This is a genomic window from Paenibacillus curdlanolyticus YK9, from assembly GCF_000179615.1.
GTDB lineage: Bacteria > Bacillota > Bacilli > Paenibacillales > Paenibacillaceae > Paenibacillus_T > Paenibacillus_T curdlanolyticus.
Map to the genome: position 1 here is coordinate 500,278 of NZ_AEDD01000002.1, position 19,386 is coordinate 519,663.

17 protein-coding genes are annotated in these 19,386 nt (G+C 51.5%); 7 read left to right on the forward strand and 10 right to left on the reverse strand.

The window, feature by feature from the left end; translation table 11 throughout:
• The first annotated feature begins 109 nt into the window (after positions 1-109).
• On the forward strand, positions 110-892 hold the full coding sequence (locus PAECUDRAFT_RS05560; RefSeq protein ID WP_006037139.1) for an MBL fold metallo-hydrolase: 783 nt from the start codon (positions 110-112) through the stop codon (positions 890-892).
• Between the two features lie 6 nt (positions 893-898).
• On the opposite strand, the gene PAECUDRAFT_RS05565 is transcribed toward PAECUDRAFT_RS05560, so the two are convergent.
• The 6 genes from PAECUDRAFT_RS05565 to PAECUDRAFT_RS05590 all read right to left on the reverse strand — a co-directional run bounded on the left by PAECUDRAFT_RS05565 (position 899) and on the right by PAECUDRAFT_RS05590 (position 6,045).
• Positions 899-1,675: a metallophosphoesterase gene (locus PAECUDRAFT_RS05565; protein ID WP_006037140.1), complete on the reverse strand. Its 777-nt coding sequence runs from the start codon at positions 1,673-1,675 to the stop codon at positions 899-901.
• 85 nt (positions 1,676-1,760) lie between these two features.
• The gene (locus tag PAECUDRAFT_RS05570; RefSeq protein WP_006037141.1) at positions 1,761-2,438 is read right to left on the reverse strand and encodes a DUF4166 domain-containing protein; all 678 of its coding nucleotides are present in this window, start codon (positions 2,436-2,438) and stop codon (positions 1,761-1,763) included.
• A 9-nt stretch (positions 2,439-2,447) separates the two neighbouring features.
• The gene (locus PAECUDRAFT_RS05575) at positions 2,448-3,386 is read right to left on the reverse strand and encodes a DoxX-like family protein (protein WP_006037142.1); all 939 of its coding nucleotides are present in this window, start codon (positions 3,384-3,386) and stop codon (positions 2,448-2,450) included.
• Between the two features lie 23 nt (positions 3,387-3,409).
• The gene (locus PAECUDRAFT_RS05580; protein WP_006037143.1) at positions 3,410-3,868 is read right to left on the reverse strand and encodes a thiol-disulfide oxidoreductase DCC family protein; all 459 of its coding nucleotides are present in this window, start codon (positions 3,866-3,868) and stop codon (positions 3,410-3,412) included.
• Positions 3,869-4,048: 180 nt separating this feature from the next.
• Entirely contained in the window at positions 4,049-4,693 is a 645-nt protein-coding gene (locus PAECUDRAFT_RS05585) for a response regulator (RefSeq protein WP_006037144.1), read from the reverse strand.
• A 26-nt stretch (positions 4,694-4,719) separates the two neighbouring features.
• Positions 4,720-6,045, reverse strand: a complete 1,326-nt coding sequence (locus PAECUDRAFT_RS05590; RefSeq protein ID WP_006037145.1) for a sensor histidine kinase — start codon at positions 6,043-6,045, stop codon at positions 4,720-4,722.
• A 155-nt stretch (positions 6,046-6,200) separates the two neighbouring features.
• Here PAECUDRAFT_RS05590 and PAECUDRAFT_RS05595 point away from each other — a divergent pair, with 155 nt between their 5' ends.
• A complete protein-coding gene (locus tag PAECUDRAFT_RS05595) occupies positions 6,201-6,704 on the forward strand; it encodes a hypothetical protein (protein WP_006037146.1) in 504 nt (167 codons plus the stop codon).
• Positions 6,705-6,780: 76 nt separating this feature from the next.
• Here PAECUDRAFT_RS05595 and PAECUDRAFT_RS05600 read toward each other — a convergent pair whose 3' ends face one another.
• Complete coding sequence (locus PAECUDRAFT_RS05600; protein WP_006037147.1) at positions 6,781-7,869, reverse strand: lactonase family protein; 1,089 nt, start codon at positions 7,867-7,869, stop codon at positions 6,781-6,783.
• A 182-nt stretch (positions 7,870-8,051) separates the two neighbouring features.
• Here PAECUDRAFT_RS05600 and PAECUDRAFT_RS05605 point away from each other — a divergent pair, with 182 nt between their 5' ends.
• From PAECUDRAFT_RS05605 to PAECUDRAFT_RS05625, 5 genes are all read left to right on the forward strand, one after another.
• The gene (locus tag PAECUDRAFT_RS05605; RefSeq protein WP_006037148.1) at positions 8,052-8,666 is read left to right on the forward strand and encodes an HAD family hydrolase; all 615 of its coding nucleotides are present in this window, start codon (positions 8,052-8,054) and stop codon (positions 8,664-8,666) included.
• Positions 8,667-8,722: 56 nt separating this feature from the next.
• A complete protein-coding gene (locus PAECUDRAFT_RS05610) occupies positions 8,723-9,241 on the forward strand; it encodes a PCYCGC motif-containing (lipo)protein (protein ID WP_006037149.1) in 519 nt (172 codons plus the stop codon).
• A gap of 148 nt (positions 9,242-9,389) precedes the next feature.
• Entirely contained in the window at positions 9,390-10,829 is a 1,440-nt protein-coding gene (locus tag PAECUDRAFT_RS05615; protein ID WP_006037150.1) for a spore germination protein, read from the forward strand.
• Positions 10,826-11,926, forward strand: coding sequence for a GerAB/ArcD/ProY family transporter (locus PAECUDRAFT_RS05620; RefSeq protein ID WP_006037151.1), 1,101 nt, complete (start codon positions 10,826-10,828; stop codon positions 11,924-11,926). The genes PAECUDRAFT_RS05615 and PAECUDRAFT_RS05620 overlap by 4 nt, the downstream gene beginning before the upstream one ends.
• Positions 11,923-13,017: a Ger(x)C family spore germination protein gene (locus PAECUDRAFT_RS05625; protein WP_006037152.1), complete on the forward strand. Its 1,095-nt coding sequence runs from the start codon at positions 11,923-11,925 to the stop codon at positions 13,015-13,017. Before PAECUDRAFT_RS05620 ends, PAECUDRAFT_RS05625 begins: the two co-directional genes overlap by 4 nt.
• 138 nt (positions 13,018-13,155) lie before the next feature.
• Here the strand turns inward: PAECUDRAFT_RS05625 and PAECUDRAFT_RS05630 are convergent, their stop codons facing one another.
• The 3 genes from PAECUDRAFT_RS05630 to PAECUDRAFT_RS05640 form a co-directional block, all read right to left on the reverse strand.
• On the reverse strand, positions 13,156-15,069 hold the full coding sequence (locus tag PAECUDRAFT_RS05630) for an ABC transporter ATP-binding protein (protein WP_006037153.1): 1,914 nt from the start codon (positions 15,067-15,069) through the stop codon (positions 13,156-13,158).
• Positions 15,047-16,810 (reverse strand): ABC transporter ATP-binding protein, encoded by a 1,764-nt coding sequence (locus PAECUDRAFT_RS05635; RefSeq protein ID WP_006037154.1) that lies wholly within the window; start codon positions 16,808-16,810, stop codon positions 15,047-15,049. Before PAECUDRAFT_RS05635 ends, PAECUDRAFT_RS05630 begins: the two co-directional genes overlap by 23 nt.
• 175 nt (positions 16,811-16,985) lie before the next feature.
• Positions 16,986-19,295, reverse strand: coding sequence for a glycoside hydrolase family 95 protein (locus tag PAECUDRAFT_RS05640; protein WP_006037155.1), 2,310 nt, complete (start codon positions 19,293-19,295; stop codon positions 16,986-16,988).
• Positions 19,296-19,386: the final 91 nt, after the last annotated feature.

Below are 19,386 nucleotides of genomic sequence, written 5' to 3' on the forward strand. Positions count from 1 at the left end.
TAATTATTTTTATGGTATAATAATATATTTTGAAATTGACCATTTCTGATGTTGGGAGTACGATAGGTACGCTTCATAAAACCAATGCGGCAATGGGAGGCTGAACGTTTTGCGAATTGCGGAGGGAATTTATCAATTAAGCGTAACAGCGATGGCTATGGGACAGCCGAGCACGGTGCATCCTGTGCTCATCTATGATGAAAAGGAAGCCGTGCTTGTCGATACGGGATATCCCGGACGACTGACTGATTTGATTGAGGGGATCGCTTCGGCCGGAAGCGACGCGCAGCAGCTGCGCGCCGTCATTATCACGCATCAGGACATTGATCACATCGGAGGCCTGCCTGATTTGCTCGCACATTTAGCTCGGCCTGTTGATGTGTTAGCACATGAATTAGAGAAGCCCTATATCGAGGGCGAGCGGCGACTCATCAAAATTACGGATGAAGTGTTAGCGAATGTAGATGCGATGATTCCGCCAGAAGTGCCTGAGCAATGGCGCAAAGCTTTCAAAGCGATGCTGGAGCACCCGCCCAGCGCGCCGGTTGACCGCTTAATCAAAGGCGGCGACCGCATTCCGCTTTGCGGAGGCATAATCGTCATCGACACGCCAGGGCATACGCCCGGCCATATTAGCCTCTACCACGAGGCAAGCCGTACGTTAATCGCTGGCGATGCGCTAGTTGTCGAAAATGGTGAGCTAAGCGCCTCGGACCCGCAGCTCGCGTCGGACTACGGACAAGCGATGCTTTCGCTCGAGCAATTGGCTGCATATCCGATTTCGCATGTGGTCTGCCACCATGGCGGCTACTACACGAGCGACGATGTTAATGGGCGAATCGCAGCGATCTGCGCTGCCTATCAAGCTGCACATGCGAAATCGTCTCAATAGGTGACGCTACAGCTCATGCAGCGTCACTTCGCTCCTAACGAGAAAACGCGCATTGGGACCGGCTTGGCCGATCCCTTTGGAAATATAATAAGCGCCTTGTTCTGATCGGTGAAGCCCCTTGTAGATTCCTGCTGCTGCAAGCCTTCCTTTGTTAACTAAACGAAACAGGAACGGCACGTGAAACTGCATTCCGTGAAAGTGGCCTGCAACCAAGTAATGATAAGCATACGGCAGCTCGAGCACCGCGTTCGGATCATGCGTCAAGACGACAACCGGCATGCCGGGCTCGACCTGCCGATAAGCGGCTTTAAATTTGCTTTTTTTGGAGCCATAATCGTCAATGCCGACAAACCGAAACTTGTTATCTACGAGTACGGATGCATTTTGCAGCACGCGGATACCGGAGTCGCCAAGCAGGGTCACCAGCCGTTGCAGATGATCGCGATCCAAACGATGATCATGATTGCCGAGCACCGCATAGGTTGGAATTCCTGCACCGCCTATGGCTTCTGCGTAGCGGCGCACCTTGGGCAGATGTTTTGCTTTTTGCGTAAAATCGCCAGTCACCACGATATAATCCGGCTTCAGCCGATCGATAACCCGCCGCAGCTTCGCAGGCGTTATGCGCGCTTTCTCGGCATGAATATCGCTGATCTGGAGCATGCGAATGCCGCCGAGCTTAGTAGAATGATGAACATATTCGATCTTCAGCCATTGTGTAGGCAAGATGAAAGCGATATAGAAGACGAAAAGCACAATGAGAAGAATTAGTGCGTAGAGCAAGCGTCATCCCCTCTTCCCGTAACGAATGATAGCGTTAGAGACTCCATCATAATAAATAAACGGGCATGTTACAAATCGAAGCGGCCTACTCTCGCATTTCCTCGCGCAGCGGTTTGATATGATTGGGGACGCCGTTCGGCTCTGTGCGCAGCATTGAGACTTCGAATGATCCCCGATAGTTGAAAATCGTCCCGATCACCGGGTTGCGAACCTCGACTGCGATTCGAAATTTTTGAAGCTCCTCATCGAACCATTCGTTTACGTTAGCCGTTGCCGTGAACAGCTTCGGAAATCGAAAGCCAAGCATGCCTTCATAAAATCGCTGCTCGCCGGACGTGAACTGAATGCCGCCATTCGACGCAGCGTGAACGCGAAGATCAACCGCCAGATGCTGTTTGTTTCCCAAATAATCAACGATGCCTCTGCGCTGCTCGCTATAGATCATCGTAGCATCAAAATGTCTCGTCAAAGGACCGAAGTCGAATCGCCTTATCCAGCTAACCGTCTCTCTTCCGAACTGATCGATGTACGCATAATTTTCGATCGTGAACGGAACATCAGAGCCGCCTTGCGGAAACATAATATGCCGGCTCGCGCCGACACAGAGCAGCGGCGTAACCCATCGGTTGTACCAAATCCATTCCATCGTACCTGTGCCGACCGAGGCAATATGATCAGCGCTAGCAAACCCGAACCGTTCTTGTATGCGAGGATGAAGTCGCTCAAAGTTCTTGCCTAATGCCTGCTCATAAATCGATACCATCCAATCCCCTCACCTTCTCTTCCCTTTCCCTCGCGTCTTGCGTTCGCGAATGCAATTCCGCGCCCGAGGCAGCCGATCAATCGTCAATCCGCAAGACAAGCATAAACCGATCATCGCCAACGTCAGTACGAGCGGATTAAAAGGCGCTTGCAGCAAGTCAGGCTTCGTCACGAGTGCCGCAGCAGCCAAGGACGAGAGCAAGCCTATCTGTATCCAGTAGCAGCTTGCGCGCCGATGGCCTGTCACAATCCAAATGCCGATGATCATCTCGCATAAGCCGATCATTCGAAGCATGAGAATCTCAGCGCCTTGGAACAGATTCGTTGCTTGTAACAAGGCCAGCTCTCCCCCTTCGGGGAATAGCCATTTTGGAACGAGTCCTTCATATAGCCACAGGACGACAAGCATGAGCAAAGATCCATAATGAATGGCTGCGCGTTGTAGGCTGTCGATTGGTTTAGATGAATGTTCTAGCCAGATTCGCAGTAGATCGAAGCTCCAAGCTGTTGCGTAACCGATCAATGGCCGGAATACGAGACGGTCAAACCATCGGCCCGCTGCCCCGAATCGGGTCTTATAATCGTATTGCGTAGCAAAAACGATGCCATTTTGCGTAAGCGTGTACTTCCAATACCCGCTTCCTTCCCGGATTAACGACAGGGGCTGTTCCGAGCCAAAACGAAGCGTTGACACCCGCTCGCCTGTGTGGTTATTCGTATGAGCAACGGTTTCGCCCGTCCCTTCGATCGCGAGCCCGAAGCCAAGCCGCGTACGATAATGAAACGATTGCGGAGAATCCGGGGCCTTCCGAGGCAAATACCGGATCTCGCTAAAACGCAAATCCCATTGCTCATGAAGCTCCGGCTGCTGCGTATGTTTCCACAGCTCGTCCATGTTCGTCTTTATGAACGTTTCGATATAAATGGGCTTGGCGCGTTTTGTCCGCATTGTAGCCGCCCCCTTGTCTTGGATTACGATTGAGGCTCAAGCTTATGCAGTGACTCGATATCGTCCACAAACCTGCTTTGACCAGCAATGCTTGGCAGCAGGCAAGCATCTGCGCGCCCGAACAGCCGATAACGCCATTTGGCGATGCGCCTGTACACAAAATCACGAATTGGCGCAGGAATGATGATCAAACCGAATAATAACGGCCACCCGCCATCTAATCCTCGCAAAACACGCAATGCCGCCGAGGAACGCAAGTACACGCGCCCCTGTTCAAGCAGCACCATCGAATCGAAAGCATGCGGATCAAGCCCTGCTCGTATTAGCAAATGCTGGCCCGCCTCTGATTGAAGCGAAGCAAACCGAAACTTGGCCTGCTTATCGCGTTGAACGGTAAATCGCGTCATCCCGTGGCACAGCGCACATTCGCCATCCACCAACAAGATGCTTAAATGGTCTGGTATTCGAGCATGAATGGCCATCTGGGGCTCGCCTCGCTTTCTCGATAATGAAAGTGTATCGCAAGCATGGATTCGCTTGCAGGTGGGACTTTTGTAGAACTACTCGGAAGAGGGGTACTACGTTTCGTAGAACTTATTCCACAACAAAAAGAGCCATCGGGCAAATGTTTCCCTACGACTCTATTCGTCGCAACATGATTGTCACGGCTTCCCAATCCCATTGCGGCGCACCTTCTCCACCGCTTCGCGTCCGCTTTTCACGCCGAGCTTTTTAAGGATTTTATTGATTTGGTTTTTGAGCGTGCTTTCTGCTTTGACCAGCTGCTTCTCCATCTCCGCATGCGTCTGGCCCTGCTCGATCCGCTCGAAAATTTCTCGCTCCGCCGGTGTCAGGCTGCTCAGCTGCTCTTCGCGCTTCAGCCGTTTGAGCTCCTTATGCAGCGCATCCATCGCTTCCGGATGATGATGGACGCTGCGGATCGTCTGCGCCAGCTCGCGAAATCTCGCCTTGTCCAAATATTCGTATGCCCCCGCTGTAAACGCATCCGTCATCCGTCGTTCATCCCGTTCAGAGGTTAGCATAATAAACCTCGCAGGCTTCAGCTCGTTAAGCTCGAGCGCCGTTTGTACTCCGTTAAGCCCTTCTTCGGACAAATGAAAATCGATCAGGGCAATGTCATAGGACAAGCTCGCCGCTAATCGAACGGCTTCTTCCCCGCTCAATGCAGCACCGACCACGAGCATATCCGGCTGCAAATGAAGAAACGTCGTGATCGAACGCACCCAGTCCGGGTCGTCCTCGACAATTAAGATTTTAATCGGATTCGTGGTTTCGACTACTCCCATCTTGTTGCTCCCCCATTCGATTCTATCTACACCTGCACAAGCGATGTGCGCGGAAATTGTAGCGTAATGATCGTTCCTTCACCAATACGGCTGTACAGCTCGACCGATCCGCCGCTTCGCTGCATGAACATATAGACGTAAGATAATCCAAGTCCGTAATTGCTAGTGCGTTTCTTGGTGCTGTAAAATGGCTCAAAAACATGCCGCTGCTCGTCCAGCGGAATGCCTTTGCCCGTATCGCGAACCGATAATCGCACATATCGGCGCTTCGCTTCGACCGTAATCGTCAATTGTCCGCCAGCAGGCATTGCTTCCATCGCATTTGCCAGTATATTGCTTATCGCTTCGCGCAGATGGACCGGGTCGCACACGACGACCGGGCGAGTCGCATACCGCACATGAAGCTGAATACCAAGCGCTTCGCACTGCATGCGATGTCCGGCAAGCAGTGCATCCAGCAGCGTGTCCCATCGGCACGGCTGCTGGACGAGCGTGATGACGCGCATACGCTCATGCAATCGTTCCGTCATCGCGATCATTTGCTCCGCTGCCCGCTCGATGATTGCCAATTGTTCCACGGCTTCCTTACTGTCTGCATCCATGAGCGACTTCAAATTTTCGGTGCCCATTGCGATTTTGCCGATTTCGTTCTTTACCGTATGCTGCAGCAGCGCAGCACCTGAGCCAACCGCCTGCATCGTCGATGCCATGGAATCCCGCTCAAAACGCAGCTTCACGCCTATTACCCCATAGAAAAACACCCCAGGGAGCGCAACGACGAGTGAATAAGCGAAAAATACGGCTACATATTGAAAGTAATCGAATTGCGGATATAACGCACGGCCCAGCACAATAAACAGCGTCACAGCAAGAACTGTAGGCACCATCACCAGTACGGTAATAAACATCGTTCGCCTGCGCGCCGGCTCTCGTTCTCGCCTATAGGCCAGGAGCAGCAGCCAGCATGCCCCCAAATAATAGGGCGAAGTCCAGGTCAGCATTACCCAGTAGTTAAGCCGAAGCTCCGGCGAAAACGGCGTAATGATGGCCATTACACCCACTGGCGCCAACAAAGCCAGCTGCGTGATTGCTTGGCGAAACGCACGCATCCGTTCAAGCTGTCCCGTAAATACAAGGCAAAACACGAGCAGCGCATACGGGGTTACCGTTTGGTTAAGAAAATCGGCCCAGTCGGCAAGCCTTCCGTTAACAGACTGCTCCAAGAGATCTGTACTGCCTCCAATCGCTGCGAAAAACAGAAAACAAGCTGCCCACCGATTCGATGCGCTTCGCCAGTCATGCAGCAGGGCAATCATAGATCCTGTCATTAGGGCAAACATATAATATAACATCGGGTTCCATCCTATTCTACGAGTCGTAGCAAATTAACCTTATGCGTCTAGCATATTTCGACCTGCATGCCTATGCAACTGATTTTTTGGACGAAACCATGCTGCCTATGCTATAATGACTCGCAATTCTAAAACCGATTGGCGGAGGATTATGGATGCTAACGTTCGAACAGAAGCTTGAGATTATACAATCGTTTCCCCAGCTAGAACGCAAGGACGTCTCACTCGGACGCATTAATTTTCAATATGAGGAAAGTGCCGTCGAACGCAAGAATGTCGTTTATCACCTGCATCCTAATGGCAATGGTTATGTCTACGCCGGTCTGCTTGCGGATGTAGCGAAGGATGCCAAGGGGCTCGTAAACATTCGAGACTTAGATGAGCAGACGCTGCGCAACCTGTTGGAGCGTTCAATTGAATCGATGACAGGCTCGGGCGAGCCCGCAGAGGAAGAATCCAACAATCAACCGGGACAATCTGCCCCCCAAGCAGAGGATCAGGTTTGGAAAGACAAGCAAGGCAATGTGCTGCTGCTCCGGTATGAGGATGACGCTGATCTTTGGTACATTTGGGCGCTCGATGCGCTGGATTGCGCATTCGAGACGTTGGAGGAATCGGTGGAATATTTGACCGAAGAAGGCTTCAAGCGCGCGAAGTAATTCCAGGCACGATGATAAAGAAGGGTTGAGCAGGCGCAGAAGCGCCGCTCAACCCCTTTTGTCGTTTATGCGTGGATTAGAATGCAACCGGTTGAACGAATACCGGCTTGGACACCGTTGCGCTGTTGCCCGTAAACGTGATGCGTCCGTTATCGCGGTTGATGCGGAAAATAACCAAATTGTTCGTGTCGCGATTCGCCGCGATAAGATGCGAGCCGTTCGGCGTCAAAGCGAAATGGCGCGGGTGGCCGCCTTCGACCGATACAATCTCAACAACGGATAATTTGCCTGTCGCTTCATCGACGGCATAAACCACCACGCTATCATGGCCGCGATTCGATCCATATACGAAACGTCCATCAGGAGAAACCGTAATTTCCGCTGTCGTATTCTCGCCGTCGAAGCCTTCTGGAGGCAGCGTCGAAATCGTCTGGATCGGCGTCAGGTCGCCGGATGCCTGCTCGTATGCAAGAACCGTTACTGTCGAATCCACCTCGTTGATAACGTACGCGCAAGGCGCCGTTGGATGGAAAGCCAAATGGCGCGGTCCAGCGCCTGGGTGCAACTGGATCTCGCTTTGCAGCGCCAATTGGTTAGCCGCACGGTCGATCGTATATTTCTTAATCCGGTCCAGACCCAAATCCTGTACGTACACGAAACGTCCGTCTGGGCTGAACATCGACGAATGCGGATGAGGACGGTCTTGGCGCTCAGGATGCTGACCGCGTCCCTCATGCTGCTGCGTATCCAGTTGGCTGCCGATTTGGCCATCCGATGTCAGCGCCGTCAGTCCGACCGTACCGCCATGATAACTCGTAACGATCAAGTAGTCGCTGCCCGGATCGCGTTGGATGTGGCAGGTAGGACCGTTAACGGTTAGACCACGATTCAGAAACTGAAGCGTGCCTTCTTCCGGATGAATGGAAAATGCTGCTGCCTCGCCTGTTTTGGCGCCTTCTGCCGACTTCCCTTCCGTTATCGCATAGAGCCGTTTGTTCGCTGCATCGATATTCAGGAATGTCGGATTTTGCAAACCGCCATATGCATTGATCAGCGTCAGCTGCTCCTGCTGCTCGTCGAATTGATACACATAGACGCCGCTTGCGGATGATTCGGCATAGGAGCCGGCGAATACGAGAAGCTTGCGATCATTGGATTGTGTCATGATTAGATAGATCCTCCTAAACGGTACTGGAATATAACAATGTCATTACTGATTATATAAGGTCTTTCCCTCCAAAAACAAACCTATAATTGAATTTAATCCGCAGAAACCTTCTCAGTTACAGAGCGCCGTGATATGATAATTGCCGACTAAACGCAATGAATCGCAGTTGGAGGCCTCGCATGACCGAAACGAATCATCCCAAGCCGCAGCTTATTCTTGATGTTGGCGGCGTATTATTATCAAACCTGACGCCAGGATTCTGGACGGAGCTAGCAGAGACCACTCTGGTCCCCTACGAAACGTTTCGGACAAGCTATAAGCAAGAAATCCGCGACGACCTATGGTCAGGCGCAGCTACTGAGACGCAATTTTGGCAGTGGGCAGCCCAGCATGCGCCAGCGTTAACAGCCGCTGATGGCCGTCAAATGCTGCTGAAGCATCTTGTGCCCTTGCCTGCGATTGAACAGCTGCAAGCATGGAGCCGCATTGCCGATATTCATATCCTCAGCAACCATCGCGAGGAATGGCTGGCTCCAAAGCTGGCCGAAGTCACGCAATGGCTCACAAGCTTAACCGTTTCCAGCGCTGCGGGCAGCTTTAAGCCGAATCTGCCGATCTATGAAATTGCCGCATCCCAAGCCGCCGCACGCGGCCCTATTCTGTTCGTAGACGACTCGCGGGCAAACCTTGCCCAAGCGGCGACGCTTGGATGGGATACGCTATGGGCAGATCCGGAAGGCGCTTGGATAAATGAGATCATCCCTCTCCTTACCGACATGCTTAGCTCCGAATAAGCGTGCACCATTCTCGATTGTGAAGGAAGTGATCTTACGATATGGATAAGCTGCCTATGACCAAATCAGCCAAATCGATCGTCCTCGCTGGCGCGATTTGCTGCTCCCTGCTCGCTGGCTGCAGCAGCGGCCCGCCTGCTGCCAAACAACCTGCGGCAGCCGAAGCTGCCCACGACCACCGCTCACACGCTGCTAACGGTGACTTGCAGGAGACAACCGCTTCCTTACAAGAGCTGCCTTCCTTCTTGACCGCCCAAGCGAACGAGATCTATCTCGCCTATAAAGCGGCATCTACGATAACTGATCTGCTTGGTTGGATTCCTTGCTACTGCGGCTGTGGCGAAAGCGCCGGGCATAAGAGCAACCTGAATTGCTTCATTTCCGAGATCAAAGCGGATGGCTCTGTCGTCTGGGACGACCACGGCACGCGCTGCGGCGTATGCATGGAAATCGCGCTCAAGGCTGCACTCATGAAGCAGGAAGGCAAAACCGTCAAAGAAATTCGCACAACGATTGACGCCGAATACAAAACCGGCTATGCGAAGCCAACGCCTACTCCGATGCCAAGCGTTTAATGCAATCCGATTATAGAAGCTAAAAAAACAAGAAACAGCGGTGTACCAGGACCTGCAATGGCGTCCTTGTCACCGCTGTTTTTTCTTTACATATTTATGAATTTCAAAGGTTAAAGTAAGGAAATCGGTCTAGCAGGAGGGGAAATGAATGAAGGCATGCCTATCTATTGAAGCGACAGAGCAGTATTTTAACGAGCTTTTTTCTGAACAGAGCGACTACATAGCCAAATCCCTTATGATCGGGGGCGCGGAGATTCGGCTGTTTTATTTCGATACGTTGATTGACTACTCCCTCGTGCAAGAATATATATTGCAGCCGCTGCTTCTCCGTCCGAACGACGCCATTCAGGATGTTGTTTCTATTCTGGACTATACCGAAACCGATCGATTAGAGGATGCAGGACAAGCAATCATGTTCGGCAAAGCTATCCTGCTGCGCAAAGGGGAAAACAAACTTTACTTGCTCGGGGTGGATTTAAAGAAAGAACGCTCGATTAATATCCCAACCAATGAGCGAGTGTTGCGAGGGCCGAACGAAGCTTTTATTGAAAATTTGGATACGAATCTTAACCTGATGCGCAAGCTGATCAGCTCCAAGGATTTTATCGTCAGAACGTATACCATCGGTCGGCTTTCCCAAACGAAGGTAGCTGTCATGTACATCAAGTCGATCGCGAATATGGCAATTATTGAAGAACTGCACAAGAGGCTCAGCAGCATTGACATTGATTATGTCGAAGCGCCTGGATTTATTGACGAGCTGATTCGGGAGAAAAAATATAGCTTGTTTCCTCAATTGCTCTTTACTGAACGACCCGATCGTGCCCGCTCCTATTTGATGGAGGGTAAAGCCGTCATCAGTACTGCTGGTTCACCGGATGCGATTATCCTGCCGGTAACGTTCTGGTCATTTTTTCAAAGCCCGGATGATTACCATTCAAGCTGGTTTTTAGGCACGGCATTTCGATTTTTACGTATTTGCTGCTTTTTTATTACGATTGGTCTGCCTGCTTTTTATGTATCGGTCAATGCGTTTAATCCGCAGCTGCTGCCAATTAATTTCGTCAATACCTTGCAAAGCTCGGTTACAAACGTCACGTTCCCTCCTGTCTTCGAGGCGCTTTCAATGATCCTCATGCTTGAGATTTTAAGGGAAGCGACGATCCGGCTGGCAAGCCCAATCGGCCAAACAATCGGCGTAGTCGGCGGCATTGTCATCGGAACGGTAGTAGTCCAGTCTAATTTGGTATCCAACACCATGGTAATCGTCGCGGCTCTAACGGGGCTGGCCTCCTTTATCATGCCATCGTACGAGATGAGCAGCGCTGTTCGCCTGCTTAGCTATCCGGCGCTTATCCTGTCTTCGTTGTTCGGCCTGCTGGGACTCGTCTTCTTCTTCATGGTGATTTGTATCCATTTGTGCCAAATGAACACGATGGGAATCCCTTACTATTCGCCGCCCTTCTCCTTGAATGATGCGAAGGATACGTTGTTTCGCGCACCGATCTGGAGCATGCGCAAGCGACCGGGAGAAACGGCGCCAAGCAACCATACTCGATTACGGAATCCAAGGAGCTGGAAACGTTGAGGAAGGAAGAAACCATCACCGGGAGACAGTTGATATCGCTCGTCATCATGACACAGCTGGGTACGGAGGTACTGTCGCTTCCGCATACGGAGGCGGAAATTGCTGGCCATGACACTTGGCTGGCTGTGTTGCTTAGCGGATTGGCTGCACAAGTAGGCATCTTGCTGATTTGGTGGCTCGGCAGCCGATATCCGCTTCGGAATATTTATGGCTATCTCCCGCTTATTGTTGGCAAGCCGATTGGCGCGGGCGTCATTTTGTTATATGGATGCTATTACGCCATTTCCGGTCTTGTGTTAATTTTGCTGTATACCGACATCTTGAAAAGATGGATATTTGTGCTTACGCCAACTTGGGTAATCATTCTTATGCTTCTGATCGTGTGCGGCTATGCTGCAACGTCAACGCTGAAGAGGCTTGCGTTTTTATCGCAATCGTTCATGTTCTTCGTTTACATCAGTTTTTTGCTGATCATTTTCAGCGGAATTTACGGACTGGACGCGAAAAATCTGCTGCCGATCTTGCCTAGCGGCTGGTCTCCGGTTATCAAAGGCATATATCCCGCTTTCAGCTCTTATGTTGGCTATGAACTGCTCCTATACGCCTACCCCTACGTTAAAACGAAGAGCAAAAAGAATCTATTGCTTGCGATGACGCTGGCGAATGGTTTCACGATCGTGTTCTATGTTGCCGTCTGTCTGATCTGCACGATGAAGTTTGGCTTGGGACAGCTCAACATGATTCCGGAGCCGATCGTATTTATATTAAAGAACTATAGGGTAGAAGTCTTGCAAAGCATCGACATCTTATTCCTCATCTACTATGCAAGCATTATTTCGACAACGATCTACGTCTATTACTTTCTTGCAGCCAATGCGTTCCTGCATCTGCGTAGTCAGGGCTTGGGCAAGCAGCATAGATGGGTGTGGACGATTGTAGGACTTGGTTTCATAGGGAGCTTCTTCGTCACGAAGCGTTCCGACATTTTACATTTTGCTTCGATTCAGGATCAAGCCTCCGTAATTATAGTGGTCGTTCTGCCTATCGTCCTGCTCATGATTTCCGGGATTCGCGGTTTGGCAAGGAGCGGGACATGAAGAGAATAATTGCCGCATTAATCATTTGTCTGCTGCTGACTGGGTGTTGGGATCAGCTTCAGCTGAAGAAGCTGCTTTTTGTTGATGTCGTCGGGATCGATTATGAAGGAGACAGCAATCAACTCGATGTCCATTACGTGGTTTCCTCGCTTCGGAATGCCCATCAGGGAGGAGGAGATCCATCCAACTTATATCTTCATTCGACTGGCTCAAACCTGTACGACTCCGTTGCTAAAATAAACAAGAAAATGCCTGGCGTTCTTTCCGTGCTGGAGACGAGGCTGTATCTCATCAGTGCGAAATTCGCCAAGGACCAACCATTAAACCACTTGAATGTCACCAGTCAATTTTTATCAAATCCCTTGTACGCTTATTTGGCGGTGTACGACGGCGATCTATCGGAACTGCTGGCCAGGAAGAAAATAAGAGAACAGACCATCTCCAATTATCTGGTCAGCTTGATCGATGATGAGAAGAAGCGTGGAAATATCCCATCCCAAAAAATGCTGCATTACCTGCTAGGGGGAACCGAGTTTATAAACGACTTTGCGCTCAACCGATTTGAGCCTCATGAAAACAGTGTGCGTCTTGCAGGCGCCGCCTTGTTTAGAGATGGAAAGTATACTGGCGTCAATCTCAATGACGATGAAACGCTGCTTGCCAATCTGATGGACGGGGCGCCGGGGAAAATGCAGCTGTTTATCGGAAAGGCCGCAGCGAATAACTATTCGATTCTCGTCCAGAAAGCTAGAAGGGATTACGATATTATCCATGATGCCAACGGGCTCCGCGAGATCGACATTACTTTAAAACTGGAAGTCAAATTCGTCGAAGAAGGATTGGAAATCCACAATCGCGCGAGCCAACTCGCAAAGCTGGAAGCGGAAATCGGTGCAGATATTACCGCAAAGGCATCCGGCGTCATCGCCACTTTGCAAAAGGTTAATTGTGATTACTTGCAGCTCGGGCATGAGGTAGCGGCTTTCCATCCAAAATTGTACCAACGAATAAGCTGGCGGGAGCAGTATCCCAAGCTCAAGATTAAGCCGGTAGTAAAAATTAAGATCCTCAACAGCGGGATATTAGAATAACGAAAAACAAGCCTTTGGCTCAGTGCCAACAGGCTTGTTTGTTGTCAATGCTAAGCGATCGAAGCTGCTCGAATCAGTCGATATCGAACATGTCCATATTAATGCCTCCACCGCATGCATTTTTTATGCTGACATTCGCTATTTGACCTTGTTATCCTGCACGTCATAAACGACATCAGGCCGTTTCATTGGCGTCGCGACCGGTACGCTCGCCATCATTTCATAATAAACCCCTTGCGCCGCCATGAGCTCATCGTGGCTTCCCCGTTCGACGATGTTTCCTTGGCCGATCACCATAATGGAATCCGCATCTCGAATCGTATTCAGCCGATGGGCGATTATAAAGCTGGTCCGGCCTTGCATCAGCTTCGCCAATGCTTCCTGTATATGCAGCTCTGTCCTTGTATCGATACTGCTGGTCGCCTCATCCAAAATAAGCATGCTCGGCTTCGCCAGCATTGCACGCGCAATCGCAAGCAGCTGACGCTGACCTTGGCTCAAGCTCCCGCCATTTTCCGTCAGTACGGTTTCGTATCGGTTCGGCAGCTTTTGGATGAACGTATCGGCATTCGCTAGCTTCGCTGCTTGTACAATTTCGTCATCCATCGCATCTGGCTTCCCGTACTTGAGATTGTCGCGGATCGTTCCCGAAAATAAGTACGTGTCCTGAAGAACAACGCCGAAGCTTCGGCGCAGGCTATCGCGCGTATAGGCTGTGAGCGGCTTGCCGTCTATCGTGATCATACCTTCGGTTGGCTCGTAGAACCTCGTCAGCAACTGAATAATCGTCGTCTTCCCCGCGCCCGTTGGGCCAATGATCGCCGTAGAGGTGCCTGCCTCGGAAACAAAGCTTAGCTGCTTCAAAATCAGCTCATCAGGCTTATACCCAAAACTAACGTTATGGAACTCAATTCTCCCCTGAGGGTCGATCATTGGAATAGCGGTAGCTGCATCCGGCGTCTCCTCCTCTTCATCGAGCGCTTCAAACACGCGTTCCGCGCCAGCAATGCCTGATTGCAGCGTATTGTACGTGGCTGCCAAGTCGTTCAAGGGCCGGACGAATTGGCGGGAATAGGTCAAGAAGCTTGCAATGACCCCGACGGATATGTGCCCTTTAACGCCCAAGATGCCACCAACGATCGCAACTGCTGCGAATCCGACATTATTAATGACGCTAAGTAACGGCATGAGCAAACCGGACCAAACCTGCGCATTTGTACTTATTTCACGAAGTTTATTATTTATGTCATTAAATTCTTGAATGGCCCGCTGCTCTTGATTAAACGCTTGAACGACCTGTACGCCTGTTATCGTTTCTTCAATATGGCCGTTCAATGCCCCCAGCTGAGCCTGCTGCGCCTTAAACAGCTCGCTCGTTCTTCTTGCAATCATACGTGTCAATCCATAAACGAGCGGAACCGTAATTAAGCTTGCCGCAGTAAGGATGGGGCTTAGCACAAGCATCATAGCTAACGCACCGATAATGCTCAATACGCCAGACATCAGCTGAACCGTGGATTGCGAAATCGTGTTGCTGACGTTGTCGATATCGTTCGAAAGCCTGCTCATCACATCGCCATGGCGACGGCTGTCGAAATAACGGAGAGGCAGCTTCTGCAGCTTTCGATACAATTCGCGCCGAAGGCGAAGAACGATTCGCTGAGCGATCCCCGCCATCCAGCGGCCTTGCATAAATCCGATTACTGCGTCTGCTAGGTAGGCCACAAGAAGGGACAGGAGCACGATACGAAGCAGCGAGAAGGAAACGTTATCCTTTCCGCCCTCCATCGCATCCACCGCTTGCCCGATCCAATAAGGCGCGACAAGCCCAATGCCCGCAGAGACGATGACTAGTCCAAAAATGACGTTGAGCCGCCGGCGTTCTGTCCCAATAAAGCCCCATAATCGCTTCACCGCGCCGAACAAATGCTTCGGCTTGGAGCCCGGTCCACGGTGGCGGCTCGCAAAACCGCCTCCTCCTGGCCTAGGCCCTACAGGCACTTGAATGTCCGGCCGCTTTGCCTTCACGTTAGCATTGTGCTGCTGCGGCATGCTGATCGTTCTCCTTCCCCCATTGCGAGCGGTAAATTTCTTGGTAAACCTTGCAATTGAGCAGCAGCTCCTCATGCTTGCCAATTCCCGCTATCCGCCCATCGTCCATGACGATGATACGGTCTGCGTCCATCACCGAGCTCATTCGCTGCGCGATCAGCAGGCAGGTCACCTTACCCGCGCCCTTTTTCAAAGCGGCTTTAATCTTCGCTTCGATTACGACATCGAGCGCGCTCGTGCAGTCGTCCAAAATCAATATATCCGGCTGGCGTACCAGCGCCCTCGCAATCGACAAACGCTGCTTCTGCCCGCCGGAGAAATTTACGCCGCCTTGACCAACGATCGTGTCGTATCCCAGAGGCGATGCCGCGATAAAATCATGCGCTGCTGCCACCGATGCCGCTTCTTCGATTTGTTCCGGCGTCGCCGCCTCGTTCCCCCAACGAATATTGTCCTTGATCGTGCCCGTAAACAAGACCGTTTGCTGCGGCACGATTGCCATTCGGCTGCGCAGCGAAGCCGGATCAACCTGCTTCGTATCGTTTCCATGCACGAACACCGAGCCATTCGTTGGATCATAGAAGCGCGGAATCAAGTGAACTAATGTGCTTTTGCCTGAGCCCGTCGAACCGATAATGCCGACAGTCTCACCGCGTTCGATGGTAAACGTTAAATCGTGAAGCACCGGTTCTCCCGCTGCACCCTCGTAGGAAAACGTCACATGATCGAATTGAATGCAAGGCTTGCCCGCCTGCGCTGAATGCTCGCCGCTAGCTGGTAGGATTGCTCCAGTTGGACGACTTGGTTTCGCCAACACTTCCGTTATTCGGCCTGCGGACGTTTTGGCCCGTACGAACGTATTGAATACCATTGAGATCGTCATTAAGGAGAATAAAATTTGCTGCATATAATTGATAAACGCTACAACTTGTCCCGCTTGCATGTGGCCGTGATCGATCCGCAAGCCGCCAACCCACAAAATCATCACAATCCCGATATTCACAGTCAATGCGATCAGCGGATTGAAAATCGCCATCCCGCGCAGCGCCTGTTCACTCGCCTGCCGATACGATTCGTTCGAATGCTCAAACTTTACAGCTTCATCCTCATATCGATTGAACGCTTTGACGACTCGGATGCCGGATAAAAAATCTCGCGTATAGCCGTTCATCCGATCTAAGGCTTCTTGTACCCGTGCAAAACGGGGGAAACCGATCCTCAGATTCATTGCGATAAGGAAAGCGACAATCGGTACGATAGCGATCAGGATGATGGACATTGGCGGGTTGAGGCGTACTGCCATAATGACGGCCCCTATTCCCAGTAAAGGCGCTTTCACGAATATTCGCATAAGCCCGTTGACGAAATTTTGAATTTGCGTAACATCATTCGTCAGCCTTGTAATGAGCGAAGCCCGATCTAATCGATCGAGCTCATCCGTCGGAAGCGTCTGCATCTTCTCATACAGGTCCGCACGCAGCTCCGCGCCGAAGCGCTGGGATACGCGGCTCGACAACAAATTGCGGATCAGCGCGCTCACCGCGCCCAATGCGGTAACAAGCAGCATCAAGCTTCCGCACCAATAGACAGTCCGCATATCGCCGGCTAATACGCCCTTATCAATAATAATGGCAAGAATAGCTGGCTGCAGCAGATCAGCAAGTGCCTCAAACATAAGAAAAACGACAGCAATCAAAAACGATCGGCCATATTGGCTACGATATTTTCGGAATAAAGACACGCTAATCCCCTCCCCAGCCCTTCGGCAATCGATCCGTATACAGTATAGTCCGAATGATTATAATGGAATCATTCGCCGATCTCAACTTGCCGAAAGCTATGCGAATGGAAGCATATCGCTCAAAAACGAACAAAACGGCCCGATTTAACGGCCGTTTTGTTCCTTATCCTCCAGTTTACGTAAGGTTAATATTCAATTCGTGAGCATGGATCGTAATCCGATCCCCCGCTCGCACACTCACTTGTACGATTGAGCCATCAGATGAAGGTGATACAACAGAATCATTGCAGCGAATCGACCAATTGGCGGCTGTACGAATACGGAATGCGCCGTCACGGGTTACCCGCAATTCCGCTGAAGATAGTTGCCCTTCTGACCAAGCGATATCCGTTTCAGCGCCGCCACGCACTCGCAAACCCGCTACGCGGCCATCAGGCCATGCCATTGGCAATGCCGGGAGCAGCTCGATAATCCCCGCGTGGGACTGCAGCAGCATTTCAGCCACAGCAGAGGTGCCGCCGAAATTCGCATCGATCTGGAATGGCGGATGGTCGCCGAATAAATTCGGATGGACCGATTTGTCCAACAGTCCCGCTAGATTAGCATATGCTTCTTCCCCGTCATGCAGACGTGCCCAGAAGTGAATGATCCAGGCCCGGCTCCATCCTGTGTGTCCGCCGCCGTGGGAAAGCCGCCGCTCCAGCGTCTTCCGAGCCGCTGCTGCTAAAGCAGGCGTTCCTTCTAGCGTAATCTGGTCTGCAGGGTGAAGCGCAAATAGATGCGAAATATGCCGATGCCCCGGCTCCGGCTCTTCATATTCGTCCGCCCACTCCATTAACGTTCCGTTCGACGCAATGCCTTGCTCCGGCATGCCGGCCAAGCGCTCGCGCAGCTCTGATGCAATCTCATCCGATTCCTCTAACAATTCCAATGCGGTTAGACAAGCCTCGAACAGCATTCGGATCATTTGCGTATCCATCGACGGACCTGCACATAACGCGCCTTCGTTGCCATTTGGCAGACGATAGCTGTTCTCTGGCGATACGGAAGGCGCGGTCACCCATCTGCCTTGCGGATCTTGGACCATGAAGTCCAGGAAGAACAACGCAGACTCTCGCATGGCCGGGTATGCGCGATCACGCAGAAACGCAATGTCGCCTCCGTACAAATAATGCTCCCACATATGGAGTGTCAGCCAAGCGCCGCCCATCGGCCAAAACATAGCTGGGAGCCAGCGCGACGTGATCGACGCATCCGCCCACAGGTTGCTCGTATGATGAACGCAAAAGCCTCGCGCGCCATACATCGCCTGCGCCGTTCGGCGCCCGTTCACTCTAAGCTGATCAATATAGTCAAATAGCGGCTCGTGGCACTCGGCAAGATTGGTCACCTCAGCCGGCCAATAATTCATTTGAATGTTAATATTCGTATGAAAGTCCGATTCCCACGGCGGTGTCATGGAATCGTTCCAAATCCCTTGCAGGTTGGCAGGCAGGCTTCCACGCCTTGAACTGGATAACAGCAAATAACGTCCAAAATGGAAAAACAGCTCGATCAAGCCCGACTCTCGATCGCCATTCCGGAAACGAGCCAGACGTTCGTCTGTGGGGAGCGATTCATGCTCCGCCGGGTGATCGCCTGCTTTGCGCAGCTCAAGCGCCACACGATCAAACAAACCGCGATGCTCCGCAATATGCGACCGGCGTACCTCCTCAAAGCCTTTGGCAATCGCCGCATTCAGCTTCTGCTCGGACACAGCTAGAAGATCAGCTTCGCGGAAAGTCGTCGCCGCCGCAATATAAATCGTCGCGGTATCCGCATCCGAAATCATAATCGTATTGCCTTCAGCCGAAAGCCGGCCCCCTTCGCAAACGATGCGAAGCACCGCTGCGTACTGAACGCCCTCTGGCCCGCATTGACCCTGCAGCACAAGCGTGTCCGAACCAAGCGGCGACACTGTTCCTTCCTCGCGACTTAACGTTGACGTGAAGAACAATCGGCGCTGCCGATCTGCAGACAACCGATAAACAATGACGCCATCCGGACCGCTAGCGAACGAATCCCGCCGGAACCGTACACCGCCTGCCTCGTAATGAACGGACACCACGCCTGTCGCAAGATCCAGCTCTCGCACATAATCGGATGGTTCGCCTTGATCCTCACGATCAAATTGTATCGCAAGCTCACCCAGCGTCTGATAGGGCCCAAGATCTTCTGGTGTCGAAATCATCGTCTGAAAAGCCAGCTTCTCTGCTTCATCGGGCTGACCAGCAAACAACAACCGGCGAATTTCCGGCAAATTCGGAAGCGCTTCTACATTGTCCCGCTGCAGCGGTCCGCCATGCCAAACCGATTCTTCGTTTAATTGGATACGCTCCTCGAATGGCCGGCCAAATACCATCGCGCCAAGCTTGCCATTCCCGATAGGAAACGCTTCCACCCACTCTTGCGCAGGCTTCTTATACCTTAAGGTCGTATTGTTCATCGCAGCATGATCCTCTCGAAGGTATTCGGTATGAAAGATAAAAGATTGCTTTCTATTAGAGTTATCGATAACTCTATTTCAAATTAACTAT